Here is a 14,451-nt window from a genome sequence, read left to right on the forward strand (position 1 = left end):
CGCGCTCCGGCAGGTCAGCGGGAGTCCTGCGCCAGGCGCTCCCGCAGCGTGTGCAGCCCGCGTCGCGCATGGCTCTTGACCGTGCCGAGCGGGAGGCCGGTGTGCGCGGCGATCTGCGACTGCGGCAGATCCGCGTAGAAGGCCAGCCGCAGGACGTTCTGCTGCGCGGTGGGAAGCCGGCTCAGCTCGTACTGGACCACGACACGGTCCACGGCCTGCTGGGCCAACTGCCCCTCCGGCGCCCGGTGGTCCTCGTCGCGGGCCGACTGCACGGCCGCGGCCAGCCGGGCCCGGCGGGCCCGGGCCGCGAGCGCGTCCGCGATCTTGTGCCGGGCGATGCCGACCAGCCAGGATCCGGCGGTGCCCCGCTCCGGACGGAAGCCGCGGCGGTGGCGCCAGGCGGCGACGAAGATCTGCTGGGTGACGTCCTCGGCCTCGAAGGAGTTGCCGAGCGCGCGGCGCGCAACGGCGTGGATGAGCGGTGCCCACCGCTCGTAGAGCAGCCGGAACGCGTCGTCGTCGCCCCGCAGGAACGCGTCGGCGATCTGGTGATCGTTTTCGGGCCCCTGGTGCACCGCCGGTGACGTGGTCATCGTGAACCTCCTCGGACAGCTGACCAGGGACGGGCCTGCGCTGCCTGACGACGCGCCACAGCGCCCGGTACCAGAGTGATTGCGGGGAAACCCGGCCACAACATGAATCGTTCGTGAGTCGTTTTGCCTGCAACCAAGTCACCGTCCGCGGCCGAAGAGGAGGTGCGGGAGCCGTGCCTCCCGGAGCAGGGTGCGAGACAGTGACGCGACGCAAGAGGAGAAGCAGCGTATGGGCGGCAAGCGCGGGCACCACGACGTCATCGTCGTCGGCGCGGGGGTGGCCGGGCTCGCCTGCGCCCTCGACATCGCCGCGGCGGGTCTGGACGTCCGGGTCCTGGAGGCGTCCGACGCGGTGGGGGGCCGGATGCGTACGGACCGCCGGGACGGCTTCCTGCTCGACCGCGGATTCCAGGTGCTCAACACCTCGTACCCCCAGCTCAGGCGCCGCGCTGTGCTGCCCGGCCTGCGGCTGCGCCCCTTCACGCCCTCGGTCCTGACCCACACGCGGCACGGCCGGATCCGCTACTCCGACCCCTCCCGCCGCCCCCGCGACCTCCCCCGGCTCGTCCGGCCGGGACGGCACGCGCTACGCGACGGAGCCGGACTCGCCGCCCTGTCGCTCCTCGCGGCCCTGGCGCCCCCGCGCGTCCTCAGGGCCCGTACCGAGCGCACGACGAGCGAGGAGCTGGGCCGCCTCGGCATCAGCGGCGGCCTGCTGGAGAACTTCCTGCACCCGTTCCTGTCCGGGGTGTTCCTCGACGACCGCCTGGAGACCTCCAGCCGGGTCTTCCACATGGTCTGGCGGAGCTTCCTGCGCGGCACCGTCACGCTGCCCGCCGCCGGGATCGGCGCCGTTCCCGAACACCTCGCGGCGCGGCTGCCGCCGGCCACCGTGCGGTTCGACCACCCGGTGCGGCAGCTCACCGACACCGGCGTGCTGTCGGCCGACGGCCGGGAACTGGACGCGCCCGCCGTCGTCGTGGCCACCGACGCGCAGACGGCGGCGCGCCTCGTGCCGCACCTGACGGTCCCGCCGACCCGCACCGTGTGCACCTACTACTACGCGGCACCGGGCCCCCCGCTGCGCGAGCCCACGCTGCTCCTCGACTCGCGCCGCCGCTTCCTCAACACCTGTGTGCCGAGCCGGGTGGCGCCCGGCTACGCGCCCCGGGGCCACGCACTCGTCTCCGCCTCGGTGCTCGGCACCCACACGCCGCAACGCGCCCTCGCCCTGCGCGAGGTCCTCGCCGAGGTGTACGAGACCGACACCTCCGGATGGGAGGAGATCGCCCACTACGACGTCCGCGGCGCCCTGCCCGCGATGGTCCCGCCCTGGCCCCTGTCCCGCGCCGCCGGGGTCGGGGCCGGGCGGTACGTGTGCGGCGACCACCGCGCGACCGGATCGGTGCAGGGCGCGCTGGCCTCGGGTGCCAGGGCCGCCCGCGAGGTACTGGCGTCGGGTCCGCTGTGACCCGGCAGCGGGAGGCCGACCGCCCCGGGGCGTGGTCCTCCGGACGGGACGGGTCCGCCGAGGTGTCGCTCACCACCGGCGCGCTCGCCCGCAGGCTCGGCGTCGCACCGACGACGCTGCGCACGTGGGAGCGCCGCTACGGCATCGGCCCGAGCCACCGCGACCGGGGCCGCCACCGCCGCTGGTCGCCGGGGGACGTGGCCAGGATGGAGTACATGTGCCATCTGACGTCGCAGGGTGTCACGCCCGCGGAAGCGGCACGGCTGGCGATGGCGGACCCCGGCCGCACGGCGGACGGCCCCGCGGCGGTGCCGCAGCCCCGCACCCCCGGCGGCTTCCGTGACCTGCCCCTGGGCCAGGTCTGGCCGGAGAGCCGCGGTCTGGCGCGCGCCGCCGTACGGCTCGACGCCTCGGCGGTACAGGCGCAACTCCGGTCCGCGGTCGAGACGTACGGCGTCGTCGTGGCCTGGGAGCAGATCATCGCCCCCACCCTGCACGCCATCGGCCGCAAGTGGGCTGCCTCCGGCGAGTCGTACGTCGAGGTGGAACACCTGCTGTCCTGGCACGTGTCCACCACCCTGCGCTCGACGGTCACCCCCGGCGCGGACGGCCGCCCCCCGGTCCTGCTGGCCTGCATGCCGGCGGAGCAGCACAGCCTGCCGATCGAAGCCCTGTGGGCGGCACTGGCCGAACGGGGGCTGCCCACCCGCATGTTCGGCGCCGCGGTTCCGCCGGAGGCCCTGGAGTCGGCCGCCCGGCGCACGGGTCCCTGCGCCGTCGTCCTGTGGTCCCACTCCCGCCAGACCGCCGACCCCACCGTGGTACGCACCCTCCTCGCCCTCGGCTGGGGCGTACGCGGCGCCCGCACCCACCCCCTGGCGCTGCTGGCCGGCCCCGGCTGGGCCGCTACGCCCCCCGGGCCCGGAACGAGGCGCCTGACGGGCCTGGCCTCCGGCCTGGCGACCATCGAGTCCTCCTTCCGCACCCTCACGGCGCTCGGCGGGTGACGCATGGCCCCGCCGCGGGTGGGTACCCGCACGCGGCAGCGACGCATTCGAACGCCATGAACGGAGGTCAGCCTCATGGGACTTGGCGGAAGCATTCTCCTGATGGCCGCGGGCGGCATCCTCGCCTTCGCCACCGACTGGAACGTCAACGGTCTCGATGTCCAGGTGATGGGCTGGATCATGATGCTCGCCGGCTTCGTCGGCCTGGTCGTCATCTCCAGCGTGCAGCGCCGCCGTCGCGCGGCCGTGCCTCCCACGGAGGCCGTCGTCGAGGAGCGCCATCGCTACTACGAATAGCCGTGCGCGGTTACGGCCGGGGGAGCCCGGCCGGCCGGAACCCCCCCGGGTCAGACGGCGGGGCCGCGGCATCTCGGCAGCGGAAGAGCCTGTTGTTGCAGGGTTGTTGCCCTAGGTGGTGAGGACGCCGAAGGAAAGTCGGTACGCTCCCCGTTGACTTCGGGGTGTCGGCACACGCCGACCCGCGTGAACGGGGGATGAGGACCGTGACAAGTACGCCTTCGGCCAACCTTTTCAGGCCGCTTGAGCAGGGCGACCCGGCCGTCGTCGGTGGCTACCGGCTGGCCGCCGTGCTCGGCACGGGCGGGATGGGCAAGGTGTACCTGTCCTACACGCCCGGCGGCCGGCCCATCGCCATCAAGGTGATCCGGGACGAGTTCAGCGAGGACCCCGAGTTCCGGCGGCGCTTCCAGCGGGAGGTCCAGGCCGCGCAGCGGGTGCAGGGCCTCTACACGGCACCGGTCATCGACTCCGACACCGAGGGCTCGCGGCCCTGGCTGGCCACGGCCTACGTGCCGGGGCCCTCGCTCGCGCACGCCGTGGCGCAGCACGGCGCGCTGCCGCTGCGCAGCGTGCTGCTGCTGTCCGTCGGCGTCGCCGAGGCCCTGCACGTCATCCACGGCGCGGGCATCGTCCACCGCGACCTCAAGCCCGCCAACGTGCTGCTCGCCTCCGACGGCCCCCGCGTCATCGACTTCGGTATCGCCCGCGCCGCGGAGACCACCGCGCTCACCGGCACCGGGGTCAGCGTGGGCACCCCGGCGTTCATGGCACCGGAACAGGCGGCGGCCGGCACGGTCGGCCCCGCCACCGACATCTTCGCCCTCGGCCAGATAGCGGCCTTCGCGGCGATAGGTTCACCGGCCTACGGCGAGGGGTCCTCGCACGCGGTGCTCTACCGGATCGTGCACGAGGACCCCGATCTCAGCCGGGTGCCGGAGGAGTTGCTGCCCCTGGTGACCCGCTGTCTGACCCGCGACCCGGACGGCCGGCCGAGCCTGACGGAGATCATCGAGCTGTGCCACGAGATCTCCCCGGAACCGCTGCGCCAGGGCGAGGACTGGCTGCCGCAGTCGGTCCACGGCTCGATCACCGAGCGGCTCCGGCTGCCCGAACCGGCGAAGACCCCGCCGCCGCAGCCGGCCGTCGCGCCGACGCCGACCGAGTTCTCGCCGCACCAGCCGGCACCGGGCCCGGTGCACCCGTACCCGCAGCAGGGGTTCTCCCCGGCCGCCGCCGCGCCGACGCAGAGCGCGCCGGGCATGCCCGGCGCGATGCCGCCGCCGCCCGGCCACCCGATGGGGCCCACCCCTCCGCCCGGCTACCGCACCCCGCCGCCGGTCGGCCACCACGCTCCCTACATGCACCCTCAGCCGCCCAAGCGGAAGCGGACCGGGCTGATCGTCGCCGCGTCGGTGGTGGGCGCCATCGTGGCCCTCGCGGTCATCGGCTCCCTGCTGCCGGACGGCTCCGACAAGGACAACGAGAGCAAGCCGCCCGCCAGCAGCAGTACCGGTGGCGGTGGCGGTGGCGGCAAGGGTGCGGGCGACGGCGCGCCCGCGGGCGCGAACAAGGAGCGCGCCGACCCGGAGCCGGCCACGTACGAGGGCATCGACGTGACGCAGAACTACGGGGTCATGCTCGCCGACAACCCCCCGCGCCCCGAGGACGGGGACGTGCTCTACGCCGACCAGGACCTGTACTACTACGTCGACACCCTCTTCTCGGACACCTATATCGGCTCCGACAACGGGAAGCTCGTCCCGCTGAACAACGCGCAGGAGGGCTCCCTGGAGACCTGCCGTGCGGAGACCCGCTACACCGAGAAGATCACCCTCGACCAGATCGGCGACGGTTCGCAGTTCTGCGTGCTCAGCGACGCGGGCCACATCGCGGTGGCGACGTACCACGGCAAGGGGGAGTCGGGCGACGCGACGTACGTCACCTTCGACCTCACGATCTGGCGCAACGCCGAGGAGCCCAAGGCGGATTGACGGCGGGTCGGGAACCGCGGGGACCGCGGGCGGCACGCTCGCTGCAAGGGCGGCGAGGGCGGCCGGGCGCACGGAGGGGTGGCAGCGTTAGCCCTGTTGGCCCAACCGCCGCCGGGATCGGGGGCCGCCGCTGCCGCCGGGCGGTAGTTCCCTTGTGGTGCGCGAGCTGCGAGCAGGGGCAATCCGGCTCGTCGGCTCCGCCGGCCCCCGACTCTTGGAGCCCCGGTTGTCCCACCTGCCGCCCTCTGGTGACTCCCACCACGACGATCACGACGACAACGACGACCAGGGCGTCCCGGAGAGGCACATCCGGGAGGCTTTCCCGCGCGTCCGGCAGTACCTCGGTGAACTCGTCGACCGCTGCTACGGCGACCGGCACCCGATACTGCACGCCTCGCTGACGACGCTCGTCGCCCGCGGCCGGCGCGACCCCCAGGAGTTCGCCCTGCCCCTCCTCGTCCACGCGGCGATCCGCGGCAGCACCGAGCCCGCCGTGCCGGTCGCGGCGGTGCACGCGCTGTGGTGGCGGGCGGCCAACGCGTTCGACGACGTGGCCGACGGTGACGCCGGCCCGCGGACGTACGGGATGGACCGGGGCGTCGCGCTGACCGCCGCCCTGGAGTGCGGCTACGGGCTGCCGCTGCGCGTGCTCGCCACCCTGCCCGCACCCGAGCCGCTGCGCCGGGTCCTGACCGCCGACTACCTCGACAGTTGGACCGCCGCCACCGACGGGCAGCTCGGCGACCTCCTCAACGAACCGGAGAAGGTGGGACCCGACGAGGTCCGCGAGGTCTACCGGAAGAAGAGCGGCGCGGTCTACGCCATGGCCTGCCTCCTGACCGCCCGGCTGGCCTACGGTGCCGGGTCGGCCGGGCCCGGCCCGGAGGCGGACAGGGTCGCGGCGTGGGGCGAGTTCGGCGAGGTCCTGGGGATCCTGGCGCAGCTCCGCAACGACCAGGAGGACCTGCGCGACGGCGCCGGCGCGGACCTGCGCAACGGGACCGCCACGTACCGCCTCGCGCAGCTTCTGCACCGGACCGACCGGGCCGCGCGGGAGCGGGCGCGGCTGCTGTTCAGCCGGGCCGCCGTCTCGGAGCCGCACCACCGCGAGCTGACCGAGCTGCTCCGGTCCCCGGAGGTGCTGCGCCCCTGCGACCGGTTCCTGACCGAGCTGCGCCACCGCGCCCACGCCCTGCTGGACGTCGTCTCTCCCGACTCCCCCTCCACCACCGCGCTGCGCGCCCGGGTCGACGCCGAAGCCCGGCCCCCGGCCGCCCCGTAGCCGCCCGCCCGGCAGCACCCGAACGGCCGTACCGGCAGGCTCATCCGGCCCGCGCCGCGCAGCATGGAGCCATGGACGCCGATCACATACCTGGCATCGACCCCACCTCCACCCCCGGCGGCGACGGCTGCGCCGAGTGCCTGGCCGGGGAGGCACCGGGGTGGTGGTTCCATCTGCGGCGCTGCGCCGCCTGCGGGCACATCGGCTGCTGCGACTCCTCGCCGGCGCAGCACGCGAGCGGGCACGCGCGGGAGAGCGGCCATCCGGTGCTGACCAGCTTCGAGCCCGGCGAGGACTGGTTCTGGAACGCGGACACGCAGCAGTTCCTGGACGGGCCGGCGATGAGCCCGCCGACCGAGCACCCCTCCGCCCAGCCGACGCCGGGCCCCGCGGGGAAGGTCCCGCCGGACTGGCAGCGGCACCTCAAGTGAGAGCGCCAGGGAGTTGTCGATGACGAGTGTGCTTCCCGCCGCCGACCCGTGGCCGGCGCTGCGCGTCCGGGACTGGCCGGACACCCGCGAGACCCTGCACATGTGGACCCAGATCGTCGGCAAGGTCCGGCTGGCGCTGGCGCCCATGGTCAACCACTGGTGGCAGGTGCCGTTCTACGTCTCCGCCCGCGGCCTGACGACGTCCGCCATCCCGGGCCGGCGCACGTTCGACATGGAGTTCGACTTCGTCGACCACCGGCTGGTGCTGCGTACCACGGCGGGCGCCGTGGAGACGGTCGCGCTGGAGGCGAAGCCGGTCGCCGACTTCTACCGCGAGACGATGGCCGCCCTGAGGCGGGCCGGGATCGACGTGAGCATCCTGGCCCGCCCGGTCGAGGTGGAGGAGTCGATCCCGTTCGCCGAGGACCGCACCCACGCCTCGTACGACCCGGCGCAGGCGCACGCCTTCTGGGGCCAGTTGGTGCAGGCTTCGCGGGTGCTGAGCGAGTTCCGCTCGCACTTCATCGGCAAGGCCAGCCCCGTGCACTTCTTCTGGGGCGCCATGGATCTGGCCGTCACCCGCTTCTCCGGACGCACCGCGCCCACCCACTCCGGCGGCGCCCCCAACTGCGCGGACTGGGTCATGACCGAGGGCTACTCCCACGAGCTGAGCAGCGCCGGCTTCTGGCCGGGCGGCGACGGCGAGGGCATGTTCTACGCCTACGCCTATCCGGAGCCGCCGGGCTTCCGCGACCATCCCGTCCCGGTCGGCGGCTACTCCACCGAGTGGAGCCAGTTCCTCCTGCCGTACGAGACGGTGCGTACCGCCGCGGACCCGGACGCCCTGCTGCTGGACTTCCTGACGTCCACGTACGAGGCGGCGGCCGTCCACGGCGACTGGGACCGCGCCGCCCTGGAGGACGACCCCGCCCGCCGGGCCGCCCCGCGCTGACAGGAGGAGCCCGTGCCAGAGCAGCAGCCGGCCATCGACCTGGAGAACCTGCCCGCCCCCGACACCGGGATGCTCGTCACGCTCTTCCTGACCGTCCGACGCGTCGCCCGCTCCCGGGCCTTCTACAGCGAGGTCCTGGGCGGACAGGTCGTCCTGGAGGAGAACCCCTGCATCGTCAAGCTCGCCAACTCGTGGGTGATCATGAATCCGGGCGGCGGCCCGACCCCCGACAAGCCGGACATCTCCGTGGTGGACTACGAGCCCGGCGACACCGTCTCCAGCTTCATGAACCTCCGCGTCGCCGACATCGACGCCGTCTACCGGGAGTGGAGCGCCAAGGGGGCCGACTTCGTCACCCCGCCCCTCGACCGCGGGCCGGAGAAGCGCTGCTACCTGCGCGACCCCGACGGCTACCTGATCGAGGTGGGGCAGGCCACCGGTCTGCTCGAAGGCAGGCTCGCGCGCAAGCGCCCGGAGGACCTCCCCGGCTGAACGAGGTATCGATCGGGTGGTCGCCGCCGCGGCCGTGGAGTGGCGGGAGGATCGACGGCCCGCCCCGCCGATCATGGCGGCATGACTGCGGGCACGGCGGACAGAGCGGCATCGGCGGACCGGGCGATGGCCGGCATGTCCGAGGCGGGAGTGCGCGTCATCGCGCTGAGCTGGGTCGACAACGCGGGCATCGGCCGGGTCAAGGCCGTGCCGCTCGCCCGCCTGCCCCGGCTCGCGGTCCACGGCGTGGGAATGTCCCCGGTGTTCGACACCTTCCTGGTGGACGACTCGATCGTCCGCGCCGACGGCCACGGCGGCCCGGTCGGCGACCTCCTCCTGCTGCCGGACCTGGACCGGCTCACCCCGCTGGCCGCGCAGCCCGGCTGGGCGTGGGCGCCGGCCGACCGGTACGGCCAGGACGGCGAACCGTACCCGGGGTGCCACCGGTCCTTCGTCAACCGCATGGTGCAGGCCGCGGCCGGCCTGGGGCTGGGCCTGCGGATGGGGTTCGAGACGGAGTGGAGCACCGGCCCCGGCGGCCTGGGCGGCGGCCCGGCGTACGGGCTGTCCCGGCTCGCGGACTCCGGGTCGTACCTCCTCGACATCGTGGACGCGCTCACCGCGCAGGGGGTCGAGGTCCTCCAGATCCACCCGGAGTACGAACCGGGCCAGTTCGAGGTCTCGACCGCCCCCGAGGACCCGCTCGGCGCCGCCGACACCGCCGTCCTGGTCCGGCACACGGTGCGCACCGTCTCCCGCGCCCACGGCCTGCGGGCCTCCTTCGCCCCGGTGCCGGAGCCCGCCGGAATCGGCAACGGCGGGCATGTGCATCTGAGCCTGTGGCGCGGCGAGGAGAACCTGATGCACGGCGGTACGGGGCCGTGCGGCATGACGCGCGAGGGCGAGGCGTTCCTCGGCGGTGTGCTGCGGTCCCTGCCCGCCCTGACCGCCGTCGGCTGCCCCAGCCCGGCCAGCTATCTGCGGCTGGCGCCGTCCGCGTGGGCCGGCGCCTACCGCTGCTGGGGCCGGGAGAACCGGGAGGCGGCGCTGCGCTTCGTCACCGGGCCCGCGGGCGAGGCGGCGCAGCGTGCGAACGCCGAGCTGAAGTGCTTCGACCAGGCGGCCAACCCGTACCTGCTGGTGGGCTCCGTCATCGCCGCGGGCCTGGCGGGGCACGAGGACGCCGTGCACCTGCCGGAGCAGTTCGCCGACGACCCGGCCCGCGCCGACCCCGCCGAGCTGGACCGCCTCGGCATCGACCGGCTGCCGGCCGGCCTGGACGCCGCGATCCGGCACCTCAGGGACTCGGTGGTGCTGCGCAAGGCGATGGGGGACCACCTCTTCGACGCGCTGCTGGCCGTACGCGAAGGCGAGCACCGGCTCTTCGCCGGCCGCTCCCGGACCGAGACCGTCGAAGCCACCCGCCGGCGGTACTGACCGGCCCGCGGGAGGGTCAGCCGAGGAGCCGGTGCAGCTCTTCGGCCAGGGCGCGGGCGCGGGCCAGGGCGGCCGGTGTCAACGGCGGGGCGGCGGCGGGCGTTTCCGGGGCGGGGGGCGGCGCGTCGGGCGTGGTGTCCAGGGCGCTCAGGCTCACCGTTTCCGCCGTTTCGGAGACGTCGATGTCGAAGACCACGCGGTCGGCGCGGTGCCAGGTGGTGAACCACTCCAGCGCCTGCCCGTGCTGGTCGGTGGTCTCGCCTTCGAGCATCAGCAGCGGCCCGCCCGGCTCGGTGCGCAGGGCCTCCGCGAGCATGTCGTCGGCGGCGACCGCGCGGACCTGCCGCCGGCCGCTGACCGGCCGCAGTCCGTAGTTCCGGGTGAGCAGCCGGTGCAGCGACGCGTCGGTCAAATCCTCGGCGCGCAGCCCGGGGACCTTCGCGGCGGGCAGCCAGGTGCGTACGTACGCCAGCGGGTCGCCGCCGACGAGGCGGAGGCGTTCGAGGCGCAGCGCGTCGGCCGTGTGCAGGAACGCCTGGGCGCGCGGTGGCGGGGAGCCGGGGCGCAGGGTGCGGACGACGGTGTGCAGCTCCTGCCCGGCGACGGCGAACTGGTCGGACAGGCCGGTCGCCCGCTGGACCAGCCGCCGGTACTCGGCGGGCGACGCCACCACCGTCGGCCGGCCCTGGCGGCGGATGACCAGGCCGTCGGCGGCGAGTCCCGCCACCGCCTGGCGTACGACGCTGCGCCCGACGCCGAACGCCGCGCACAGCTCGGCCTCGCTCGGCAGCGGCGCCCCCGGCGGCAGGTCGTGGCCCAGGATCTGCTTGCGCAGGGAGTGGGCGACCTGCTGGTGCAGGGGCCGCGGGTCACTTCTGTCGACTGCCATTGCGGGATCCTACGAGACCGTGTCCGGCCGCTCCGCGCCGGCCGCGGCGGCCGGCTCGCCCGCCCGGGCGGTCTGCCACACCTGCCGCCAGCCCGGCGCCAGTTCGGCGGCCCGGCGGGTGGCCAGCACCAGGCTCGCCTCCCGGGCGACGCCCTTGCCCGCGATGTCGAACGCGGTGCCGTGGTCGACGGAGACCCGGACGACGGGCAGGCCGACGGTGATGTTCACGCCGTCGTCGCCGTAGACCGCCTTGAAGGGGGCGTGCCCCTGGTCGTGGTAGCAGACGACGACGAACTTCCACGCACCCCTGACGGCGGCGGGGATGAGCGCGTCGGCGGGCAGCGGTCCGACCGCGTTGACCCCCGCGGCCTTCGCCCGCTCGACCGCCGGAGCCAGCACGTCGGCGTCCTCGTCGCCGAAGAGGCGGTTCTCGCCCGCGTGCGGGTTGAGCCCGGCGACGCCGATCGGCTCCCCGGGGCGGCCGAGGGCCCGGGCGAACGAACCCACCAGGCGCAGGACGTTGTCCGTACGTGCCGGGGTGACCCCGGCGATGGCCTCGGTGAGGGACACGTGGGTGGTGAGGTGGAAGAAGAACAGCTCGCCCGCGGAGAGCACCAGGCTGAAGTTCTCGACGCCGAACTCGTGCGCCAGTAGCTCGGTGTGCCCGGGCCACAGGTGGCCGCCGGCGTGCATGGCGGCCTTGTTCAGCGGTGCGGTGACGATGCCGTCGACGAGTCCGTCGCGGGCCAGCGCGCAGGCGCGCATGACGAAGCGGGCGGAGCCGTCGCCGGCCGCCGCGCTGAGTTCGCCGTAGGGCACCGCGCCCAGGGACGGCCCGTCCTGTACGAGGTCGATGGTCCCCGGTTCGTTCGCGGCGTCGCGGGGCGAGTCGACGACGCGCACCGCGGCGGGGTCCGCGCCGACCAGCTCGACGGCCCGGCGGACGGCGTCGGCGTCCCCGATCACGACGGGGCGGCAGACGCCGCGCAGCTCGTCGTGGTGCAGCAGGGTGCGGGCCGTGATCTCCGGTCCGATTCCGGCCACGTCGCCCAGGGTGAGGGCGAGCGTGGGCACCTGCGGGTCGTTCACCGGTGACTCCTTTGCGTTCGTACCGCTTCCGCGGCCTTGATCAGTACGTCGGGGCTGCCGAAGCCCCCGGCCTTGGTGGCCACGGGCAGCCCGGCCGCCGAGCCGCCGACGACGATGCCCAGCGGCACGCCCGGCTCGACGGTTTCGTACAGCCTGATGCCCGTTCCGCCGAGGCGTTCCAGCACCGCGCGGGCGCCGTCGCCCCCGGTGGCGACCAGGCCGGCGACGGTGCCGGCGGCCACCGCCTGCGCGGCGGCCTCCGCGAGACGGCTGGCGACGAGTCCGGGGTCGACGGCGGCGGTGGTCCGGTCCGGGGTGGTCAGCAGCAGCGTGTGCGGCCGGCCCGCCGCCGCCGTCCGTACCCGGTCGAGGAACCCGGCCCACGCGCCGTCGTCGGTGAGGTCCCGCCCGGTGGGCCGCAGGCGCTCGGCGGAGTGGGCGGCGAGCGCCCCGGCCTGCGCGCGGGAGGCGTCGTGCAGGCTCGTCACCACCACGAGGGCGGTGCCCGCCGGGCCGCCGGCCACGGGGTCGCCGGTCACCGGGTCGCCGACCGGCGTGGCGCCCGGGTGCCGCGCCGGGGCCGGGCGGGGGTCCGGTGTCTGTGCCCGCCGCGGTCGCCACCCCGCGGCCAGCGGGCCCGCCAGCCCGGCGGAGCCGACGGCGAGTGCCCGCTGGCCGAGGTGCGCGACCGTGCGGGCGATCCGGTCCAGGTCCTCGTCGCGGGCGGCGTCGAGGACGACGACCCGGCTGTCCGCCGCGCGGACCTCCGCGGCCCAGGCGGCCGGCGTCCCCTGCGGGTCGAGGCGTACGAGCGGGGCGTCGAGCAGCGTCGGCAGATGGCCCTCCGCCACGGGCGTCACCGGGTCCCGGCCCACCGCGGTCTCGTCGACCGGGCGGCCGTCGACCAGCAGGACGCCGTCCACGACGGTGCGGCCCACGGCCGGGAAGGCGGGGCACACGAGCGCGACCGTACCGGCGGGGAGCACGTCCAGCATGGCGTCGATCTCGGCGCGGACCGGCCCGCGCAGCGTGGAGTCCACCTTCTTGAAGAGGTGGCCGGCGCCGTGGCGCAGCAGCCCGGTCGTCGCGTGCCGCACCAGGGCCGCCGCCTGGGCGTCCGGTCGGGCACGGGAGTCCGTGGTGACCGCCACCACGCGGGCGTCCCCGCCGCTCCCGCCGGCCGCCCCGGGCCCGTCGCCGCCCAGCCGCAGCAGGGTGGGCCAGCCGGCCCGGGCGAACTGGACGGCGGTGTCGCCGGCGCCGGTGAGGTCGTCGGCGACGATCGCCACCTCGTACGTCATGCGCGCTGCTCCTGCTCGGGGCGGCCCGCGGCACCGCCCGCCGGCTCGTCCGCCGGCTTGGTCGCGGGCTCGCCCGCGGGCCCGTCCGCCGCGTCGTCCGCGGGCCCGGGCTCGTCCGCGGTGCCCGCCTGGCGCAGGGCTCCCGCCCGCTTCAGCGCGTACGCGGCAAGCAGCGGCGCGACGATCGCCGTGACCAGGGCCGACGCCGCGACCTGCGCCGTGGCGGTGCCGACGTACTCCTCGAAGCGGGGGTCGGCGGCGGCCACGACGGCCGGGGTGGCGATGGCGTTGCCCGCGGTGGTGCCGGCGGCGAAGCCCATGCCGGACATGGGGCCGCGCCGCAGCATGTAGCGGTAGCCGACGTAGACCAGGAAGCCCGTGAACGGCGCGATGACCAGGCCCAGGAGCAGGCCGGTCACGCCGCCGGTGACGATGTCGCCGAGGTCGATGCCGGTGCCGAGGGAGAACGCGAAGAACGGGATGACGATGTTCGGCACCGGCTGGACGACCTTGCGCCACTCGGCGTCGATGTTGCCCACCAGCACGCCCAGAAGGAACGGGACGATCGCGCCGAGCAGGGCGAGGAACGGGATGTCGCCGAGGCCGGAGGCGCCGAGGAAGAGCAGCGTCAGGAAGGGCCCGTCGTTGATGGCGCTGGCGACGTACGCGCCCCTGTCCCGCTCGTCGCCGTACTGCCCGGAGAAGGCGAGCCACAGGCCGCCGTTGCTGTTGTCCATCGAGGCGAGCAGGGCGAGCAGCGAGACGCCGAGGAGGCCGTCGAGGCCGACGCCGAGCCCGAGCAGCACCACCAGCGTGGCCGGGATCAGGCTCTTCATCAGCAGCACGACGCCCGCGTGGGCGAGGATCGGGCCGCCGGTGCGGATGGAGACCTGGGTGCCCGTCGCGAAGATCAGCAGGGCGATGAGGGGCAGCGCGCTGTCCTGGAACAGCGCGGTGGTGAAGCTGCCGATCCCCAGGGCCCCCGGTGCGAAGGTGCCGAAGACCGCGCCGAGGATCAGCGGGATCAGCATCAGTCCGCCGGGTATGCGCTGCATGGTGGCGAACAGGGGGACCCTGGACTTCTCTGGACCGCTCACGCCAACCTCCTCGTCGGCATCAGTCACGGCGCGAACGCCGCACTTGTACGCATCTGTTGTACGTACAAGATGCCACACCCGGCCGGGAAGGGGAAGACGCCTCTGTGATCTCCGCTGAA

At 74.7% G+C, this 14,451-nt stretch carries 14 protein-coding genes; 9 read left to right on the forward strand and 5 right to left on the reverse strand.

The window, feature by feature from the left end:
* Positions 1-14: 14 nt before the first annotated feature.
* Positions 15-593 (reverse strand): RNA polymerase sigma factor, encoded by a 579-nt coding sequence (locus QBL21_RS10400; RefSeq protein WP_407561805.1) that lies wholly within the window; start codon positions 591-593, stop codon positions 15-17.
* A 229-nt stretch (positions 594-822) separates the two neighbouring features.
* On the opposite strand from QBL21_RS10400, the gene QBL21_RS10405 reads away from it, so the two are divergent.
* The 9 genes from QBL21_RS10405 to QBL21_RS10445 all read left to right on the forward strand — a co-directional run bounded on the left by QBL21_RS10405 (position 823) and on the right by QBL21_RS10445 (position 9,956).
* Positions 823-2,064, forward strand: a complete 1,242-nt coding sequence (locus QBL21_RS10405; protein ID WP_407561806.1) for an NAD(P)/FAD-dependent oxidoreductase — start codon at positions 823-825, stop codon at positions 2,062-2,064.
* Positions 2,061-3,071, forward strand: a complete 1,011-nt coding sequence (locus tag QBL21_RS10410; protein ID WP_407561807.1) for a MerR family transcriptional regulator — start codon at positions 2,061-2,063, stop codon at positions 3,069-3,071. The genes QBL21_RS10405 and QBL21_RS10410 overlap by 4 nt, the downstream gene beginning before the upstream one ends.
* A 75-nt stretch (positions 3,072-3,146) precedes the next feature.
* Positions 3,147-3,368 carry a DUF6458 family protein gene (locus QBL21_RS10415; protein ID WP_407561808.1) on the forward strand — a complete coding sequence of 74 codons (222 nt, stop codon included), beginning with the start codon at positions 3,147-3,149 and terminating at the stop codon, positions 3,366-3,368.
* Positions 3,369-3,565: 197 nt separating this feature from the next.
* Positions 3,566-5,362 (forward strand): serine/threonine-protein kinase, encoded by a 1,797-nt coding sequence (locus QBL21_RS10420; protein ID WP_407561809.1) that lies wholly within the window; start codon positions 3,566-3,568, stop codon positions 5,360-5,362.
* A 226-nt stretch (positions 5,363-5,588) separates the two neighbouring features.
* Complete coding sequence (locus tag QBL21_RS10425; protein WP_407561810.1) at positions 5,589-6,644, forward strand: hypothetical protein; 1,056 nt, start codon at positions 5,589-5,591, stop codon at positions 6,642-6,644.
* Positions 6,645-6,715: 71 nt separating this feature from the next.
* Positions 6,716-7,075, forward strand: a complete 360-nt coding sequence (locus QBL21_RS10430) for a UBP-type zinc finger domain-containing protein (protein ID WP_407561811.1) — start codon at positions 6,716-6,718, stop codon at positions 7,073-7,075.
* A gap of 19 nt (positions 7,076-7,094) precedes the next feature.
* Entirely contained in the window at positions 7,095-8,027 is a 933-nt protein-coding gene (locus QBL21_RS10435; RefSeq protein ID WP_407561812.1) for a DUF5996 family protein, read from the forward strand.
* Positions 8,028-8,096: 69 nt separating this feature from the next.
* Positions 8,097-8,519 carry a VOC family protein gene (locus QBL21_RS10440; RefSeq protein WP_407566371.1) on the forward strand — a complete coding sequence of 141 codons (423 nt, stop codon included), beginning with the start codon at positions 8,097-8,099 and terminating at the stop codon, positions 8,517-8,519.
* An 81-nt stretch (positions 8,520-8,600) separates the two neighbouring features.
* The gene (locus tag QBL21_RS10445; RefSeq protein WP_407561813.1) at positions 8,601-9,956 is read left to right on the forward strand and encodes a glutamine synthetase; all 1,356 of its coding nucleotides are present in this window, start codon (positions 8,601-8,603) and stop codon (positions 9,954-9,956) included.
* A 16-nt stretch (positions 9,957-9,972) separates the two neighbouring features.
* Here QBL21_RS10445 and QBL21_RS10450 read toward each other — a convergent pair whose 3' ends face one another.
* Genes QBL21_RS10450 through QBL21_RS10465 form a run of 4 tightly spaced genes read right to left on the reverse strand, consistent with a single transcriptional unit; the run spans position 9,973 to position 14,332 of the window.
* Positions 9,973-10,845 (reverse strand): GntR family transcriptional regulator, encoded by an 873-nt coding sequence (locus QBL21_RS10450; protein ID WP_407561814.1) that lies wholly within the window; start codon positions 10,843-10,845, stop codon positions 9,973-9,975.
* Between the two features lie 9 nt (positions 10,846-10,854).
* Positions 10,855-11,934 (reverse strand): 4-hydroxythreonine-4-phosphate dehydrogenase PdxA, encoded by a 1,080-nt coding sequence (gene pdxA, locus QBL21_RS10455; RefSeq protein ID WP_407561815.1) that lies wholly within the window; start codon positions 11,932-11,934, stop codon positions 10,855-10,857.
* Positions 11,931-13,235 carry a four-carbon acid sugar kinase family protein gene (locus tag QBL21_RS10460; protein ID WP_407561816.1) on the reverse strand — a complete coding sequence of 435 codons (1,305 nt, stop codon included), beginning with the start codon at positions 13,233-13,235 and terminating at the stop codon, positions 11,931-11,933. The genes pdxA and QBL21_RS10460 overlap by 4 nt, the downstream gene beginning before the upstream one ends.
* Complete coding sequence (locus QBL21_RS10465; protein WP_407561817.1) at positions 13,232-14,332, reverse strand: 2-keto-3-deoxygluconate permease; 1,101 nt, start codon at positions 14,330-14,332, stop codon at positions 13,232-13,234. The genes QBL21_RS10460 and QBL21_RS10465 overlap by 4 nt, the downstream gene beginning before the upstream one ends.
* Positions 14,333-14,451: the final 119 nt, after the last annotated feature.

This window comes from Streptomyces sp. 184, assembly GCF_045781775.1.
Lineage (GTDB): Bacteria > Actinomycetota > Actinomycetes > Streptomycetales > Streptomycetaceae > Streptomyces.

Excerpts from the sequence above, each read along its gene's own strand:
- QBL21_RS10405 (WP_407561806.1), top strand. The coding sequence starts at position 823 with ATGGGCGGCAAGCGCGGGCACCACGACGTCATCGTCGTCGGCGCGGGG.
- QBL21_RS10435 (WP_407561812.1), top strand. The coding sequence starts at position 7,095 with ATGACGAGTGTGCTTCCCGCCGCCGACCCGTGGCCGGCGCTGCGCGTC.
- QBL21_RS10460 (WP_407561816.1), bottom strand. The coding sequence starts at position 13,235 with ATGACGTACGAGGTGGCGATCGTCGCCGACGACCTCACCGGCGCCGGC.
- QBL21_RS10450 (WP_407561814.1), bottom strand. The coding sequence starts at position 10,845 with ATGGCAGTCGACAGAAGTGACCCGCGGCCCCTGCACCAGCAGGTCGCC.
- QBL21_RS10430 (WP_407561811.1), top strand. The coding sequence starts at position 6,716 with ATGGACGCCGATCACATACCTGGCATCGACCCCACCTCCACCCCCGGC.
- QBL21_RS10400 (WP_407561805.1), bottom strand. The coding sequence starts at position 593 with ATGACCACGTCACCGGCGGTGCACCAGGGGCCCGAAAACGATCACCAG.
- QBL21_RS10415 (WP_407561808.1), top strand. The coding sequence starts at position 3,147 with ATGGGACTTGGCGGAAGCATTCTCCTGATGGCCGCGGGCGGCATCCTC.
- QBL21_RS10440 (WP_407566371.1), top strand. The coding sequence starts at position 8,097 with ATGCTCGTCACGCTCTTCCTGACCGTCCGACGCGTCGCCCGCTCCCGG.
- QBL21_RS10445 (WP_407561813.1), top strand. The coding sequence starts at position 8,601 with ATGACTGCGGGCACGGCGGACAGAGCGGCATCGGCGGACCGGGCGATG.
- QBL21_RS10420 (WP_407561809.1), top strand. The coding sequence starts at position 3,566 with ATGAGGACCGTGACAAGTACGCCTTCGGCCAACCTTTTCAGGCCGCTT.